This is a genomic window from Magnetospirillum molischianum DSM 120 (assembly GCF_000294655.1).
In the GTDB taxonomy this organism is placed as follows: Bacteria; Pseudomonadota; Alphaproteobacteria; order Rhodospirillales; family Magnetospirillaceae; genus Phaeospirillum; species Phaeospirillum molischianum.
On sequence record NZ_CAHP01000009.1, the window covers coordinates 38,520 to 54,627 of the forward strand.

Genomic DNA, 16,108 nt, shown 5'->3' on the forward strand with positions numbered 1-16,108 from the left:
CTCGCAAATATTTCCCGATATCGACAGTCGATGCCGACCGAGCGATGATGGAGACGAGTCAGAACAGAAGGGGGGATCTATGCGCGCGAAAGCAATTGGACTTGCCGCCATGGCGCTGACAGCGATGCCGCTCGCGGCGTGGGCCGACGACCCGCGCGAGCTGGTGACGATGCCGCCGGAGATCCGGGAAAGCATGCTGATGAACATGCAGGATCATCTGGTTGCCCTTGACACGGTGGTATCCCACATCGCGTCCGAGCGGTTCACCGAAGCCGCGCTCATCGCAGACCAACGACTGCGGTTTAGCAATATAGAGGGAGAGGAGGCAATCACCGACTGGTTCCCACCAGCGATGATAGAAGCCAAAGATGCCCTGCGTGCCGCAGCAACTCGCTTTGCGGTCGCGGCAAGAAAAGCCGATCAGACCCGCGACTACGCCAGCATGCGCAACGTCGTCTGGGCGATCAGCGACATCACTGCCGCCTGCTCCGGCTGTCACGGTCATTACCGGGTAAGATAAACAGCCCCCCTACCCCAGCCAGAAGCCCGTGGCTCCGGCTGGGGTAGAATATAGAGAGAGGCGCGTCAGTGGGCCTCGTCCCAACTGGCGGCGGCGGCGGCCTCGACCAGCAGCGGCACCGACAGGGTAGCGGCTCCTTCCATCACCCGCCGAACGATGGCGATGGTAGCCTCGGCCTCGGCTTCGGGCGCTTCGAGAACCAGTTCGTCATGAACCTGGAGCAACAGCTGCGCCGCCAACCCAGCCTCGGCCAGCGCGGCGGGAAGCCGGATCATCGCCCGTTTGATGATATCGGCGGCTCCCCCCTGAATCGGCCCATTGATTGCGGCACGTTCGGCAAAAGCGCGAACGGCGGCGTTCTTGTCCTTGATCCCAGGCGTAAAGACCTTGCGGCCGAACGGGGTGCGAACAAAACCAAAGGCACGCGCCTCTTCCTTGGTCTGCTCCATGAAGGCGCGGATTTCAGGATAACGGCCGAAATAAGCATCGATATAAGCCTTGGCCTCGCCCTGGGGGATGCTCAATTGCGCCGCCAGACCGAATGGACTGATCCCATAGATGATGCCGAAATTGATCGCCTTGGCACGGCGACGCAGAGAGGAATCGACCTCCTCCAGCGGCACCCCGAACACCTGCGACGCGGTGATGGCGTGGATATCGCGACCCTCGGCAAAGGCGGTGCGCAGCCCCTCGATCCCGGCGACATGGGCGACCAGCCGCAGTTCGATCTGGGAATAATCGGCCGAAATCAGGCAAAAGCCCGGCTTGGCGATAAAGGCGCGGCGGATCTTGCGCCCCTCCTCGGTTCGAATCGGGATGTTCTGGAGGTTAGGATCGGACGAGGACAACCGGCCGGTGGTGGTCGCCGCCAGGGAGAAGCTGGTATGAACCCGCCCCGTCGCCGGATTGATCTGAGCGACCAGGGCATCTGTATACGTGCTCTTCAACTTGGCAAGCTGACGCCAGTCGAGCAGGCGCGCCGGAAGCGGATGCAACGGAGCCAAATCTTCCAGAATGTCGGCACCCGTCGCCCATTGGCCGCTCTTGGTCTTCTTGCCACCGGGCAGATTCAGGGTCTCAAACAGCACCTTGCCCAATTGCTGGGGCGAGCCAAGATTGAAGGGCTCGCCACCGTTCAGAGCGATCACCTCCGCTTCGAGAGCGGCGAGACGACGGCCGAAATCTTCTGACAACGATTGCAGGAAAGGACGATCGACCTGGAGGCCAGCCCGCTCCATCGCGACGATCACCGGAACCAGCGGCCGTTCCAGCGTCTCGTAGACCTCAACCATTTTCTCAGCAAGCAGACGCGGCTTCAGAAACTGGTGGAGGCGTAACGTGACGTCGGCATCCTCGGCGGCATAATCCCGTGCTTTTTCAAGGGGAACCCGGTCGAAGGTAATCTGAGACCTCCCGGTTCCGCACACTTCGGAGAAGCTGATATTGGTGTGACCGAGATGCAATCGCGCCAGTTCGTCCAGCCCATGGCCGTGACTGGCCCCGTCCAGGACATAAGACAACAGCATGGTGTCGTCGATCGGAGTGACGGAAACACCAAGACTGGCAAACACCTGCATGTCGTATTTGATGTTATGGCCGACCTTGAGAACCGACGGGTCGGACAGCAAGGGGGTCAGCCGCTCCAAAGTCTGCTCGACCGGAATCGGCTTCGGCCCACTGTTGCCGTTGTCCGCGCTGTCGCCGAAATCGAGGCTGCCCTGCGCTGCGGGAGCCGTGTGGATCACCGGGATATAGCAGGCCCGCCCCGGCGCAACCGCCAGCGACACGCCAACCAGACGGGCGCGCATCGAATCGAGTGAATCCGTCTCGGTGTCGAAACCGACGATCCCGGCCTCAATCGCCTCGGCGATCCAGCGGTCAAGGGCGTCCAGGCTAAGGACCAGTTCATAGCCATCGCGACTCAATCCCCCCGCCGGAGCGGCGACCGGCGCTTCCGTCACCGCAGCCGCAGCCACAGCCGCGCGCGGCGGAGCCTTGAGATTGAGACGGTTGATCAGGGACCGGAACCCCTGCTCGGCCAGGAAGGCGGCAAGACGCTCGGGCACCAACGGCCGAACCGCCAGCGCCGCCAGCGGCTCGGGCAAATCCATGTCGTCACGCAGCCGCACCAGATCGCGCGACAAGCGCGCCATCGCAGCATTGTCGAGCAGAGTCTGGCGGCGCTTGGGCTGCTTGATCTCGGCGGCACGAGTCAGCAAGGACTCGAGATCGCCATACTCTTCAATAAGTTGAGCGGCTGTCTTGACACCAATCCCCGGAACGCCGGGCACATTGTCGGCGGCATCGCCGCACAGCGCCTGAACATCGACCACCCGATCCGGCGCGACCCCGAATTTCTCGAAGACTTCGGCTACGCCGATGGTCCGATTCTTCATCGGATCGAACATCGAAACATGCTCGCCGACAAGCTGCATCAGATCCTTATCAGACGACACGATCGTCACTTGCGCGCCCTCGGCCGTCGCGGCACAGGCATAAGCGGCGATTAGATCGTCTGCCTCGAATCCTTCCATCTCGATGCAAGCGACATCGAACGCCCGCACCGCCTCACGCACCAACGGGAATTGCGGCACCAATTCCTCGGGCGGCGGCGGACGCTGCGCTTTGTACCCCGGATAAAGATCAGTGCGGAACGTCTTGCGGGAACTATCGAAAATCACCGCGATGTGATCGGCACGGCTATCGTTCAGCAACTTCAACAGCATCGTGGTGAAGCCGTAAACGGCATTGACCGGCGTTCCGTCGCCGCGCGTCATCGGCGGCAGGCCATGGAAGGCGCGGAAGATGAAGCCGGAGCCGTCGATCAGAACGACATGGCGAAGACTGTCGGCAGAGGGTTCGCTCACTGTGCTCAATGCCCCCGGCCGTGCGAAGCGCCAGCGGCCAGGATGAATTCCCGCGAGCAATAGGGGCAGACCGCGCTGCCGCCTTCGGGAATGTCGAGGAAGACGCGGGGATGGCCCAGGCCAGAGGAGACATCGCCGTCACAGGCGACAGGAGTGGAGGAAACGGTCACGGCCTCGGTCAACGAGGTGGATTCACGGGCAAGCATGGCAGGAGACCCCGATATCGGTCGGTGGACAGGAACCTAGCCCGGATGATACCCATTGACGGCCATGGTTCAAACAAACTCTCACTCTGCCGCACCTGCCCCCGCCCTGCCCGACGCTGCTTTGGCCGCCGAGGGGTTGGTCAAGGTCTATCGCGACGGCAAACGGGCTCTAGACAGCATCTCCCTGTCGGTGCCGCGCGGTTCGTTCTTCGGACTGCTTGGCCCCAACGGCGCGGGCAAGAGCACCTTCATCAACATCCTGGCCGGTCTGGTGCTGAAAAGCGCGGGAACGGTACGGGTATGGGATCGCGACATCGACCGCGATCCGCGCGGGGCCAAGGCCGCGATCGGCGTGGTGCCACAGGAACTGAACCTCGACGCCTTCTTCACCCCGCGTGAATTGCTCGACGTCCAGGCCGGAATGTACGGCGTGCCAAAGTCCGAACGGCGGACGATGGAGATTCTGGATATTGTTGGATTGGCCGACAAGGCGGATTCCTATGCCCGCACCTTGTCGGGCGGGATGCGCCGCCGCCTGTTGGTGGCCAAGGCGATGGTCCACAATCCACCGATCCTGGTTCTGGACGAACCCACCGCCGGCGTGGATATCGAACTGCGCCAACATCTATGGGAAGCGGTGCGTGGGATGAACGAGCGGGGTACCACGATCCTGCTTACCACTCATTACCTCGAAGAAGCCGAGCAATTGTGCGACCGCATCGCGATCATCAATCAGGGACGGCTGGCGGCGCTCGACACCACCGCCAACCTGCTGAAACGGATCGACGGCAAGGCGTTGCTGATCACGCTCGACCGCGACATTGATGCAGTTCCGCCCGAACTGACACCGTTCGCCCCGGAATTGCGCCCCGGACGCAAGATCGTGATTCGCTACCGCCCCTCAGCGGTTCCAGTCGGACGCATTCTTGACGCCATCGCCGCCGCCGGATTGAAAATCGCGGACCTGTCAACCGAGGAAACCGACCTCGAAGATATCTTCCTGCAACTGACTTCGTCGAGGCTGACCTGACGGCGGAAACAGAAAGACTCGGGTAACCACGCACTCGACCCTGTACGCGATCCGGGCTAGGGTGTGGCCTGGAGGGATCAAACACCCTCCATAAGGGAGGCGGCAATGCGGGTACTGTTCACGTCTTCGGAAGTCTTTCCCCTGGCTAAAACGGGCGGGCTGGCCGATGTCTCTTCCGCCCTGCCGCTGGCGCTGGCTGAGGCTGGACGCGATGTCCGGGTTCTGATGCCCGGCTATCCGGCGGCAATGGCGGGACTCGTCGATCGGCACGAACTGAGCCGGCTTGGCGATCCACTGGGAGTCGGCGGGGAAACCATCCTGATCGAAGGCCGTCTGAACGGCTCGCATCTGAAAGTATGGCTGCTCGACTGCCCCGTCCTGTACGACCGCGACGGCGGCCCCTATCAGGATTCCCAGGGCCGCGACTGGCCAGACAACGGACTTCGCTTCGGCCTGCTGTCCTGGGCGGCGGCTCTGCTGTCAACCGATGCCAGCCCGGTCGCCTGGCGGCCTCATATCCTGCATTGCAACGACTGGCAGACCGGATTGGCACCCGCTTGGTTGGCGGCATGGGGACCGGCTAATCGCGCCGGAACCGTGTTCACCATCCACAACATCGCCTATCAGGGCCGCTTCGCCCCCGATCTGGTCGCCCGCCTGAGCCTGCCCCCCGAGATGTACGACATCAACGGGTTCGAATATTACGACAATCTGTCGTTCCTGAAGGCCGGGTTGTTCTATAGCGACCGCTTGACCACGGTCAGCCCACGCTATGCCCGCGAAATTCAAACCCCGGCCTTTGGTTATGGGATGGAAGGATTGCTGGCCTCCCGCGCCGCCGATTTGACCGGCATCCTCAACGGTGCCGATTATCAGGTCTGGGATACAGGGACCGACCCTCATATCGCCCATCCCTTCCCGCGCGGCGACGCAACGGGCAAAGCCGCCAACAAAGCGGCATTACTGGAGGAACTGGGGCTTGCCATCCGCCCCGGCGCGCCCCTGCTGGTGGTAGTTACCCGCCTGACCGAGCAAAAGGGAATGGACCTGCTGCTGGCGGTTCTGCCCGCGATCCTCGGCCTCGGCGCTCAGGTCGCGGTGCTGGGGACCGGCGACCACGATCTGGAAGAGGCGTTCAAGGCCGCTGCCGCCGCGCATCCCGATCAGATGGCGGTGCGAATCGGCTATTCCGAGCAAATGGCGCACCGGCTGATGGCTGGCGGCGACATGCTGCTGATCCCCTCGCGCTTCGAACCGTGCGGACTGACCCAGTTCTACGCTTTCCGCTACGGCACCGTTCCAATCGGCCACGTCACCGGCGGACTGGCCGATACCCTGATCGATACCGGCTACGATACCCTGATGACCGGAACCGCCAACGCCTTTGTCTTCGAACATTCCAACGCGGGCGCGTTCCAGTGGGCAATCGAACGGGCCGTCGCGCTCTTCGCCGATACCGAGCGCTGGCAGCGGATCGTCGAAGCCGGTCTGGCTCAGGATTTCAGTTGGGGCCGCTCGGCTGAACGCTATCAGGCTCTCTATACCGAGCTGATCACAGCACGGAAGGTTAATCCGGCATGACGTCCGAGGTCTCTCTGGTTGCCGATATCGGCGGAACCCATGTTCGTTTTGCCCTGGTCAGCGAAGATGGCGTCGTCCGCCCTGAAACCTATCGCTGCGCCGATTACCCCGGCCCGGCCGAAGCGGCCAAGGCCTATCTGGCCGAACATAGCGGCGGCACGGCCCCCGTCAGGGGTGCTTTTGCCGTCGCCTCGGTTCTGGGCAACGACCGGGTTGAGCTGACAAACTCGCCCTGGGCCTTTTCGGTTGAAGAGACCAGCCGTGACCTCGGCCTCGCCCGGCTAGAGATGATCAACGATTTCACCGCAATCGCCCTGGCGGTGCCGCATCTGGAACCAGACCATCTGATGACGATCGGCGGCGGAACCGCGCGCGACCGCCACACCATCGCAGTATTAGGGCCAGGAACCGGGCTGGGCGTGTCGGCGCTAGTGCCCTGCGGGTCGTCGTGGTATCCGCTCGAAGCCGAAGGCGGTCACGTCACCATGGCCGCCGCCAACGCCCGCGAGGCCGCAATCTTGGAGTGGCTGCGGCAACGATTCGACCATGTTTCCGCCGAGCGCCTCCTGTCGGGTCAGGGACTGGTCAACCTCTATCAGGCATTGTCGGCGCTGTCGGGCCATCAGGCGGTGTACAGCACCCCGGATGTCATCACCAGCCACGGCCTCGACGGTTCGTGCCCAATTTGCCGTGAAACCGTCGAGACCTTTTTCGCGATGCTGGGAACCGTCGCCGGCAATCTGGCTCTGACTGTTGGTGCTCTGGGCGGAGTCTATCTGGCTGGGGGCATCCTGCCCCGAATGGCCCAGCAGTTCCGCCGGTCGGGCTTCCGCGCCCGTTTCGAGGCGCATGGCCGTTTCCAGCCCTATCTTGCGGCGGTTCCGACCAGCCTGATCGTCCACCCATTGCCGGCGTTCGTCGGTCTGGCCGCCCTGGTCCGCTCTGGCGACAAGAGCTGAACCACAGCGACCGCCGCGACCTTACAAGTGGATCAAGGTCGGCGCTAACCAGCCCAGCAGCGCAAAGCCCAGGCCGACCGCACCAAGCCCTCCCGCAGCGAACGCCAGGGCAATGGCTCCGGTCACCGCCGCCGCCGAGCACAGCACGATCGCAATCTGCAACGCGGCAGCGCCATATTCGTAAAGGTGATAGGACGCCAACGCGGTTCGATGCACTTCTTCCGCCGCCTTGGCGCGGGCGGCAAGTTCTTTTCGGCCTTCGTTGGTTTCCGGCTCGCTGCGATAGCGCTGTGCCGTCGCCCGCCAATCGGTAACCTTCTTCTCCAGCGCTTGAACCGCTGGTTCGGGCAGACCCGTAACGGCAACGGCTTCCAACGCGTCGGCGGCCGTTTCCATCGTCGTCATGCGTATGGTCTTGGCCTGGAAGAAGGCCCACAGGTTCGAGGCTTCGATATTCGCGGAAATAGAATTGTTCTGCGCACTTTTCCCTGCAGCTTCAACAATCGCCAGTAACGCGGCGAGAATGCTGATTGCCACAGCGATCTTACGATTGAGCGAGACCTTCTCTGGATCGTGACCGGCGTGAGCGGCTTCGTGTATTGTTTCTTGAGTTTCGTGGACTTCCATGGCTGACCTTTTCTTTCAGATCCGCTACCGTAAAATCTCGGCAATCGCAATCGATCGCCGCGCCCCCCCCTGTAAGCGGTAGGCGGGGGTCTTTAGGAATCCTTGAGCCTAACCCATTCCCGATGCGTTTCCTTCATCGGGAATTAGTATTAAAGTCTCTTAGTTCATTTCCGTTTTCCGGAGAACTCATACTATGTTCGTCGTTCGCTGTCAGGACAAGCCCGACCATCAACATGTCAGGCTGGACAATCGCTCGGACCACCTCGCCTTTCTCAATGCCCATCTCGAAACGCTGGTCCTGGCCGGTCCGTTGTTGAGCGACGACCGCCAGACGATGATCGGCAGCCTTCTGGTGTTCAACATCGCCGACCGTGCCGCGCTTGACGCTGTTCTGGCCGCCGACCCCTATGCCAAGGCCGGTCTATTCGAATCGGTCACCGTCACCCCCTTCAAGAAAGTTCTGCCCTGATGGCATGGTGGCTGGTCAAGTCCGAGCCGGAAACGTGGTCTTGGGACGACCATGTTCGTGTCGGAACCCAGGCCTGGGACGGTGTTCGCAACGCCCAGGCCGCCAGCTACTTAAAGTCCATGACTGTTGGCGACATGGCTTTTTTCTACCATTCGGTCAAAGAGCGGCGAATCGTCGGGCTGGTTAAGGTGACCGCTCCGGCCCACCCGGACCCAACCGATCCGACCGGGCGCTGGGTTGCCGTCGATTTCACCGCGATCAAAGCGGTGGCGCGGCCGGTCGATCTGGCTACGATCAAGGCCGTCCCGGAATTGGCGCACCTTGCCCTGGTTCGGCAATCACGCCTGTCTGTCAGCCCGGTTGATGACGAGGCAGCCCGCCTTATTCTCGCCATGGCTGATGAACCTATTTAAACTTATCTTTTTTCCCGCGAAAACAAGGTCGAACCAAGTCAATTGGGCAGGGTGGCAACATACCCCCCAGTCATGCTTGTTTCGCATGGCAGACTCGCACATAATCCAGCCACATAAGAGACGAGGAAACGCCCCGCGCCGGCACCCCACCAGGCGCGGGCCACAAACAGAAAAAAGGGAGACTGCCCCGCGATGACCGACGTCTATTCCATTCCCGCCGAGATCGCAAAGTCCGCCTGGATCGATCAAAAGAAATATACCGAATGGTATGAACGTTCGATCAAAGATCCCGAGGGCTTTTGGGCCGAGCAGGGTAAGCGCCTTGACTGGATTAAGCCATATACTCAGGTCAAGGACGTCTCTTTTACCGGCGACGTACATATCCGCTGGTTCCAGGACGGCACTTTGAACGTTGCCGCCAATTGCCTTGATCGCCACCTCGCCACCCGAGGCGACCAGACCGCGATCATCTGGGAAGGCGACGATCCCGCCGAATCCGCTCATATCACCTATCGCGACCTGCACGAACGGGTCTGCCGCCTCGCCAACGCCATGACCGATCTGGGCGTCAAGAAGGGCGAGCGCGTCACCATCTATCTGCCGATGATTCCCGAAGCCGCGGTCGCCATGCTGGCTTGCGCCCGTATCGGCGCAATCCATTCAGTGGTGTTCGGCGGATTCTCGCCGGATTCGCTGGCCGGACGCATCCAGGATTGCGATTCGTCGCTGCTGATCACTGCCGACGAAGGTCTGCGCGGCGGCCGCAAGGTGCCGCTGAAAGCCAATGCCGACAAGGCGTTGGAGAGCTGCGGATCGGTCAAGAACGTGATCGTGGTCAAGCGCACCGGCGGCACTGTCGCGATGGAAGCGGGACGCGACCATTGGTATCAGGATCTGGTCGAGAAAGCGGCCCCCACCCATGTCCCGGCAGAGATCGACGCCGAAGACCCGCTGTTCATCCTCTACACCTCCGGTTCGACCGGCAAGCCGAAGGGCGTCCTGCACACGTCGGGCGGTTATCTGCTTTATGCCGCGATCACGCACCAATACGTGTTCGACTATCACGACGGCGAGGTCTATTGGTGCACCGCTGACGTCGGTTGGGTCACCGGCCATTCCTACATCGTCTACGGTCCGCTGGCCAACGGTGCCACCACCCTGATGTTCGAAGGCGTGCCGAACTACCCGACCGTCTCCCGCTTCTGGGATGTGATCGACAAGCACAAGGTCAACATCTTCTACACCGCCCCCACCGCGATCCGCGCCCTGATGCGCGAGGGCGAAGCTCCGGTCAAGCGCACCAGCCGCGCCAGCCTGCGTCTGCTGGGATCGGTCGGCGAACCGATCAACCCCGAAGCCTGGACCTGGTACCACCGTGTCGTTGGCGACGATCGTTGCCCGATTGTCGATACTTGGTGGCAGACCGAGACCGGCGGCATCCTGATCACCCCACTCCCCGGTGCGACGGCACTGAAGCCGGGCTCGGCCACCCTGCCCTTCTTCGGTGTCAAGCCGGTGATGGTCGATGCCGAGGGCAAGATCTTGGAAGGCGCGGTCGAAGGCAATCTGTGCATCGCCGAATCCTGGCCGGGCCAGATGCGCACGGTCTATGGCGATCACGAGCGCTTCGTCCAGACTTACTTCTCCACCTATAAGGGGATGTACTTCACTGGTGACGGTGCGCGGCGCGACGAGGATGGCTATTACTGGATCACCGGCCGGGTCGATGACGTTATCAACGTGTCCGGTCACCGCATGGGCACCGCCGAGGTTGAATCCGCCCTGGTCGCCCATCCAAAGGTCGCCGAGGCCGCCGTCGTCGGCTATCCCCACGAGATCAAGGGACAGGGCATTTACGCCTATGTCACCCTGGTCGCCGACGAGGAACCGACCGAGGAACTGCGCAAGGAACTGGTCAATTGGGTCCGCAAGGAAATCGGTCCGATCGCCAGCCCCGACCTGATCCAATGGTCACCGGGCCTGCCCAAGACCCGCTCGGGCAAGATCATGCGCCGCATTCTGCGTAAGATCGCCGAGAACCAGCATGACACGCTGGGCGATACCTCGACCCTGGCCGACCCCACCGTTGTTGAGGATCTGATCGACAATCGGATGAATCGCGTCTAAGTCAGTACCTGAGTAAGGACGGGTAAGGCCCGCGAAGCGCTTCGCGGGCCTCATCCTTGGGCAGGGGGATGAGGATGGTAACGGCGTTGCTGGCGGCTGCGGGGGGCCTGGCCAGCCTGTATCTTCTGATGTTGCTGGCTCTGGGACTGTTCCAGCGAGACATGATCTATCGGCCCGATCCCACCCGCACCGATCCCGCCGATATTGGCCTGAGCGAAATGCTGCCGGTGCCAGTTCGCGTCCATGACGGGCGGCTGATCACCTCATGGTATGCTCCACCGCTTCACCCCCACGCTCCCACCTTGGTCATGTTTCACGGCAATGCCGGAACCAACGCCAAACGCGCCCACAAGGCCCGCTTTCTGCTTGATGCCGGATTCGGCGTATTCATGGTCGAATATCGCGGCTATGGCGGCAACAGCGGACAGCCCAGCGAAGCAGACCTGACCGCCGATGCCCGCGCCGTGCTGGAGTGGTTGGCCGGTCGCGGTGTTGGATCGGGACGTCTGGTTCTGTGCGGAGAATCGATTGGATCAGGCGTCGCCATGGCGATGACCCGAGAGATTGAACCACTGGCGGTGATTCTGGAATGTCCCTTCACCGCCCTGGCCGACCTTGCCCCGCCTTACGTCCCGACCGTGCTGGCCCGATGGCTGATGCGGGATCATTTCGACAATCTGACCAAGATCGCCGCGCTGAAGGCACCATTGCTGATTATCCACGGAGAACAGGACGACCTGACCCCGCCCGCGATGGCCCGGACCCTGGTCGCCGCCGCCGGATCGGCCGACAAGGGGGCGGTGTTCCTCCCCCTCGCCCATCACAACGATTTATGGGAACACGGTGCGGAACGACCGATCCTCGATTTCCTGCGCCGCCTATAGCCCATCGGGCCGATCGCTCCCCGACACTCCCACCGGGCCGGAAAGACCCCGATGGGAGTGGGTGGAACCAACGAGAAACGCTATACCGCGAACTCGGCATCAAGATCGGCGATAGAGCATTCCGTCGAACGTGGCTTGACGAACGAGTCGCGATTGCCTCGGTACAGCACGCCCATATTGAAGCCATCGTCGGTCATCAGCCGCCGAGCCGCCTGAGCCGGATCGGACGTGGCGGGGAAGCCGGATTGCCGCACCACGTTTTTCCAGTCGCGCTGTTCTTCGCGGAAGGTAATGCACGGTGACATCACGACGACGAAAGAAAAACCAGGATGACGGATCGCTTCGGCGATCAGTGCCGCCGTGCCGTTGGTATCACCGGAAAAAGCCCGCGCGATAAAATTGGCCCCGGAGGCCAAGGCAATGGCAAGAGGATGGAACGGAGTAACGCCGGTTCCACCGGGCGGAGCCATCGCCGAAGCATCCCAATCGGCCTCGGTCGTGGGTGAAGGCTGGCCCTTGGTCATGCCATAGACCCGGTTATCCATCACCACATAGGTCATATCGACATTCCGGCGGCAGGCATGGATGAAGTGGTTGCCGCCGATCGAAAAACCATCGCCGTCGCCACCCGCGACCAGCACGGTCAGATCGGGCCGGGCCAGCTTCAGCCCCGCCCCCACCGCCAGGGCGCGACCATGGATCGAGTGGAAACCATAGGTGTTGGTGTAGGCCGGAATGCGTGACGAGCAACCGATCCCCGACACAACCGACGTCTGATGCGGAGCCAGTTCCAGATCGGCAAAAGCTTTGGCAATCGAGGACAGGACGCCGTAATCGCCGCATCCGGGACACCAGACCGGCTTGACGTCGGACCGGAAATCCTTCGCGCTAAAAGTGGGAGCATTCATGACTTACTTCCCCATCGCAAGAAGGCGGGCATGGATCTCGCCTGGGCGGATCGGCAACGGACCGGGACGGCTCAACAGGTCGGGCCGGGCGGGCAGATCGTACTCGCCGCGCAGATAGCGGTTGAACTGGCCGAGATGGCTTTGTTCCACCACCAGAATCCGGCGCACCCCGTCAAGGGCACGAGCCATCTCCTCGGGCCGGATGGGATAAAGCAGACGCGGCGCGATCAGGCGGGCGTTGACGCCATCGGCACGGGCACGGTGAACGGCCTCACGCGCGGCACCGGTGCACGACCCCCAGGTGATGACAGCGATCTCACCCTCGCCTTCGATCGTCGCCCAATGCGGCCCGTAATCATGCAAGACCAACTTACGCAGACGCTTGTCAAGCTGACGGAAGTGGTCGGACGCCTGCGACGACGGCGTACCGGATTCGGCATGTTCGAGTCCGTCGGCGGTATACTGACAGCCAGGAGTACCGGGAACCGGCATTGGCGACACACCCGTATTGGTAAGGGCGTAGCGCTTGAACGTCTCGCCCTCTTCTGGCGTGCGGGCGATCTCGCGATTGGCGAAAAACGGGCTGGCTGCCGCCGGATCGATCACGGCGCGGCTTTGCCCCAGAGACTGATCTGACAGCACGATACAGGGGGCCTGCATCGCCTCGGCCAGATGGACCGCCCACTGAGTGGTAAACAGACAATCGCCGATCGATTGCGGCGCGACCACCAGATGCGGCGCATCGCCATGCAAGCCGTAAAGGGCGATGTTAAGATCGGATTGCTCGGACTTGGTGGGGATGCCGGTCGAAGGGCCGCCACGCTGAACGTCAAGCACCACCACGGGGGTCTCGGACGACACAGCCAGCCCCAGCCCTTCGGTCATCAAAGCCAGACCTGGACCCGCGGTAGCGGTAATCGAGGCATCGCCGCCGAACGAAGCGCCGATACACATGTTGATCGATGCGAGTTCGTCCTCGGCCTGAACAAAGACACCGCCAATCTTGGGCAGAGCGGCGCTGAGATACTCCAACGATTCAGTGGCGGGCGTGATCGGATAGGCGGCACAGAAACGGATGCCACCCCGGATCGCGCCCAACCCGGCGGCATGATTGCCCGAGATGGTCCACCGTCCCCCATGACGGGGCAAGGCGGGATGAAGCTTGCGACAGTTCGCCACCAGGGAATCGCCGGTTTCGGCACCATGGCGCACCGCCGCCAGCGAGGCTTCGAACGCGTCGGCGTGCTTTTTCTTCAGAGACTTACCCAGCACTTCCGCTACCGGCTCGACACCCAACCCGATCAGCGCAGCGACAACGCCAAGTGCAATCATGTTGGGTCGGCCGCCAGGAATCGTTTGGGCCAGATCCTTCATCGGCAGATCGACGATACGGGCACCCGAACGCGTGAGAACTTCGGGCACCTCGCCTGCGGCAGGGTCGGCCAGAATGAGGCTTTCGCCATTCAACGGCAGTTCGGCGGCAAAGCGGGCGACATTCAACCAGTCAATCGCCAGCAGGATCTGGAACGTGTCGTCTACGGAAGTGATCGGCTCGGCCGACAGGCGCAACAGCGCCGCTGCCTCACCACCGCGAATTTGCGGGCCGGAGGAACGGCTGAACAGCGCGTAGTAACCGGCCTGAGCTGCGGCATCCACCAACATGTTGGCAGCTGTCATCACCCCGGCACCACCGCTGCCGCACAAGGCGATCGAGACTGAACCTGAACTGATCGTCATATGGTTACGTCCCCTCGGAATCTTGGCCCCCCGGTTCCGATCACTGTTCCGAAGGTCCTGGCCACGTCGTTACGTCTGGCATCGCGCCGCGCGGGCAAACCGGCGCGACTCGCCCCGTCTCTGCTCACCAGGACGAATCCGCCCCTCTGCCTCTTCTGACCTGGAGGCCATAAGCTCGGCGATAATGTCGCCGGAACAGGTGGGGGGCCGGGCGAAAGCTCGGGGTCGGCTATAATAGCTGGGGTATTCACACTGAGCGAGCGGGATTTGCGCCAATTACGCAAAGGAAAACCCCAAAGGGAATCCGGTTGCATTGGCCACGTCCAAACCGATATACGCCGAAGGGACCGGCGTCGCTCTATGGCGCGCGCCATCCGCCCTTCGCACACACAGCGGGAGGGCTTCGACGAGAAGAGAGGAACGCAAGATGTCCCTGAAGATCAATGACGATTGCACCAGCTGCGATGCCTGCGTCTCGGCCTGTCCTAACGACGCCATTTCCTCCGGCGACGTGATCTACGTCATCGCAGCCGACCGCTGCACCGAATGCGTCGGAGCCGAAGATAGCCCTCAGTGCCAGTTGGTCTGTCCCGCCGACGCCATCATCGCCGGTGTCGCCGAAAGCAAGGATGCGCTGATGGCCAAGTACCAATCTCTGCACGGCTGACCTCCGCCGGTCGAACAACCCCGCCGAAGCGATTCGGCGGGGTTTGTTTATGGGCAGAGGGACAGAATCATCTACTCGGATACGGGAGGCGCATTCTTCGTATCGGGTCCGGTGGTCGAGGCGGCTTCGGTCTCGGGAGATTGCGGGGAGGGTTCGGACCGGGCACGGCTTTGCGCCTTGCGCCGGGCTAGATTGGCCCGCAACGCCTCAGCCTGACGGGCCTCACGATTGGCCGACGCACTCATGACCGTCTCCTGCTCTGCAAGATCAACTGAGCGATACATTCCAGCAGAGTACCGGCAGCGATCGGCTTGCGCATAAAATCGTCGGCTCCGGCAGCCAAGGCGACGTCACGCCGCTCCGGCCCTTCATAGGCTGACAGCATCAGCACCGGCAAGGCCGACGACACACCCCCCGAGGTTCGTATCCAGCGCACCAGATCAAGGCCGCTTTCGTCGCCGATATGCCAGTCCGAGATCACCAGCCCGAAACCACCCGCGTTCAGCGCTGCCCGCGCCTCGTCAATGCCGGCGACAATCGTCACACCGCCGATTCCGACGGCCCACAGGATGGTCGAGAGAATTTCGCGGAAGTTCAGATTGTCATCGACCACCAGAACGCGCAACCGCCGCCAATCTACCGAAGAGTCTTCGTCCGACGAAAGACTGTCTCCGCCCAGCGGCCTTACGCCGCCCGCATCCAGGGCTTCACGGTGCCCGACCAGACTGGTGCGATACCCCATGTCCGAAGTGCAGATATGGTCGATCAGCCAGCGATTGAGAAAGGTCAGGCAATCGCGGGCGCGAACGCTGGTCTGATCGGCTTCATACCGGCGCTGGAGCCGCTCGACCTGCTCGACAAACCCGACATGGGTCTGCCGATGCTGATCGAGCAGCGGAAAACGGCACGCCCGCATCATCCGTTCCTCGCGGTCGAAATGACTCGAGGCGTATTCCTCCAGCGCCCGGAGAACACTGCCGACAGCGGCGTATTCCTCGGCATCCCCAATCGAGCGTTGAAGATGATTGATGAGGCCGATCAGGATGCGGTGATCCGCATCCAGGATCGGAACCCCGACACTCATCATCTCGCTCCAGTGGATGCCGCTCATGT

16 protein-coding genes are annotated in these 16,108 nt (G+C 62.2%); 9 read left to right on the plus strand and 7 right to left on the minus strand.

From position 1 onward, the window contains the following. The first annotated feature begins 79 nt into the window (after nucleotides 1-79). The gene (locus tag PHAMO_RS18255) at nucleotides 80-520 is read left to right on the plus strand and encodes a hypothetical protein (protein WP_002725874.1); all 441 of its coding nucleotides are present in this window, start codon (nucleotides 80-82) and stop codon (nucleotides 518-520) included. 65 nt (nucleotides 521-585) lie between these two features. Here PHAMO_RS18255 and polA read toward each other — a convergent pair whose 3' ends face one another. Together polA and PHAMO_RS01955 are read right to left on the minus strand one after the other, a co-directional pair. Then, the gene (gene polA / locus PHAMO_RS01950) at nucleotides 586-3,387 is read right to left on the minus strand and encodes a DNA polymerase I (RefSeq protein WP_040566054.1); all 2,802 of its coding nucleotides are present in this window, start codon (nucleotides 3,385-3,387) and stop codon (nucleotides 586-588) included. A 5-nt stretch (nucleotides 3,388-3,392) separates the two neighbouring features. Next, the gene (locus tag PHAMO_RS01955) at nucleotides 3,393-3,593 is read right to left on the minus strand and encodes a zinc-finger domain-containing protein (RefSeq protein ID WP_002725877.1); all 201 of its coding nucleotides are present in this window, start codon (nucleotides 3,591-3,593) and stop codon (nucleotides 3,393-3,395) included. 64 nt (nucleotides 3,594-3,657) lie between these two features. Between PHAMO_RS01955 and PHAMO_RS01960 the strand changes: the two genes are divergently transcribed. The 3 genes from PHAMO_RS01960 (at nucleotide 3,658) to glk (ending at nucleotide 7,163) form a co-directional block, all read left to right on the plus strand. Then, nucleotides 3,658-4,623, plus strand: coding sequence for an ABC transporter ATP-binding protein (locus PHAMO_RS01960; RefSeq protein WP_040566055.1), 966 nt, complete (start codon nucleotides 3,658-3,660; stop codon nucleotides 4,621-4,623). A gap of 105 nt (nucleotides 4,624-4,728) precedes the next feature. Then, the gene (gene glgA, locus PHAMO_RS01965; RefSeq protein ID WP_002725881.1) at nucleotides 4,729-6,204 is read left to right on the plus strand and encodes a glycogen synthase GlgA; all 1,476 of its coding nucleotides are present in this window, start codon (nucleotides 4,729-4,731) and stop codon (nucleotides 6,202-6,204) included. Beyond that, nucleotides 6,201-7,163: a glucokinase gene (gene glk / locus PHAMO_RS01970; protein WP_002725883.1), complete on the plus strand. Its 963-nt coding sequence runs from the start codon at nucleotides 6,201-6,203 to the stop codon at nucleotides 7,161-7,163. Before glgA ends, glk begins: the two co-directional genes overlap by 4 nt. Nucleotides 7,164-7,184: 21 nt before the next feature. Here the strand turns inward: glk and PHAMO_RS01975 are convergent, their stop codons facing one another. Continuing rightward, nucleotides 7,185-7,790: a DUF4337 domain-containing protein gene (locus PHAMO_RS01975; RefSeq protein ID WP_002725885.1), complete on the minus strand. Its 606-nt coding sequence runs from the start codon at nucleotides 7,788-7,790 to the stop codon at nucleotides 7,185-7,187. Between the two features lie 193 nt (nucleotides 7,791-7,983). On the opposite strand from PHAMO_RS01975, the gene PHAMO_RS01980 reads away from it, so the two are divergent. The 4 genes from PHAMO_RS01980 (at nucleotide 7,984) to PHAMO_RS01995 (ending at nucleotide 11,683) form a co-directional block, all read left to right on the plus strand. Next, complete coding sequence (locus PHAMO_RS01980; protein ID WP_002725887.1) at nucleotides 7,984-8,259, plus strand: YciI family protein; 276 nt, start codon at nucleotides 7,984-7,986, stop codon at nucleotides 8,257-8,259. Continuing rightward, the gene (locus tag PHAMO_RS01985; protein ID WP_002725889.1) at nucleotides 8,259-8,672 is read left to right on the plus strand and encodes an EVE domain-containing protein; all 414 of its coding nucleotides are present in this window, start codon (nucleotides 8,259-8,261) and stop codon (nucleotides 8,670-8,672) included. Before PHAMO_RS01980 ends, PHAMO_RS01985 begins: the two co-directional genes overlap by 1 nt. Nucleotides 8,673-8,864: 192 nt before the next feature. Further along, the gene (gene acs, locus PHAMO_RS01990) at nucleotides 8,865-10,799 is read left to right on the plus strand and encodes an acetate--CoA ligase (RefSeq protein WP_002725891.1); all 1,935 of its coding nucleotides are present in this window, start codon (nucleotides 8,865-8,867) and stop codon (nucleotides 10,797-10,799) included. Nucleotides 10,800-10,873: 74 nt separating this feature from the next. Further along, on the plus strand, nucleotides 10,874-11,683 hold the full coding sequence (locus PHAMO_RS01995; RefSeq protein ID WP_002725893.1) for an alpha/beta hydrolase: 810 nt from the start codon (nucleotides 10,874-10,876) through the stop codon (nucleotides 11,681-11,683). A gap of 80 nt (nucleotides 11,684-11,763) precedes the next feature. Here PHAMO_RS01995 and PHAMO_RS02000 read toward each other — a convergent pair whose 3' ends face one another. Both PHAMO_RS02000 and PHAMO_RS02005 read right to left on the minus strand, forming a co-directional pair. Further along, nucleotides 11,764-12,591 carry a 2-oxoacid:ferredoxin oxidoreductase subunit beta gene (locus PHAMO_RS02000; protein WP_002725895.1) on the minus strand — a complete coding sequence of 276 codons (828 nt, stop codon included), beginning with the start codon at nucleotides 12,589-12,591 and terminating at the stop codon, nucleotides 11,764-11,766. Between the two features lie 3 nt (nucleotides 12,592-12,594). Further along, on the minus strand, nucleotides 12,595-14,328 hold the full coding sequence (locus tag PHAMO_RS02005; protein WP_002725897.1) for a 2-oxoacid:acceptor oxidoreductase subunit alpha: 1,734 nt from the start codon (nucleotides 14,326-14,328) through the stop codon (nucleotides 12,595-12,597). A gap of 427 nt (nucleotides 14,329-14,755) precedes the next feature. On the opposite strand from PHAMO_RS02005, the gene PHAMO_RS02010 reads away from it, so the two are divergent. Next, entirely contained in the window at nucleotides 14,756-14,995 is a 240-nt protein-coding gene (locus PHAMO_RS02010) for a YfhL family 4Fe-4S dicluster ferredoxin (RefSeq protein ID WP_002725898.1), read from the plus strand. A 71-nt stretch (nucleotides 14,996-15,066) separates the two neighbouring features. Here the strand turns inward: PHAMO_RS02010 and PHAMO_RS19210 are convergent, their stop codons facing one another. Both PHAMO_RS19210 and PHAMO_RS02015 read right to left on the minus strand, forming a co-directional pair. Further along, entirely contained in the window at nucleotides 15,067-15,240 is a 174-nt protein-coding gene (locus PHAMO_RS19210) for a hypothetical protein (RefSeq protein WP_235720768.1), read from the minus strand. Then, complete coding sequence (locus tag PHAMO_RS02015) at nucleotides 15,237-16,106, minus strand: bacteriohemerythrin (protein WP_155801489.1); 870 nt, start codon at nucleotides 16,104-16,106, stop codon at nucleotides 15,237-15,239. Before PHAMO_RS02015 ends, PHAMO_RS19210 begins: the two co-directional genes overlap by 4 nt. Nucleotides 16,107-16,108 lie beyond the last annotated feature (2 nt).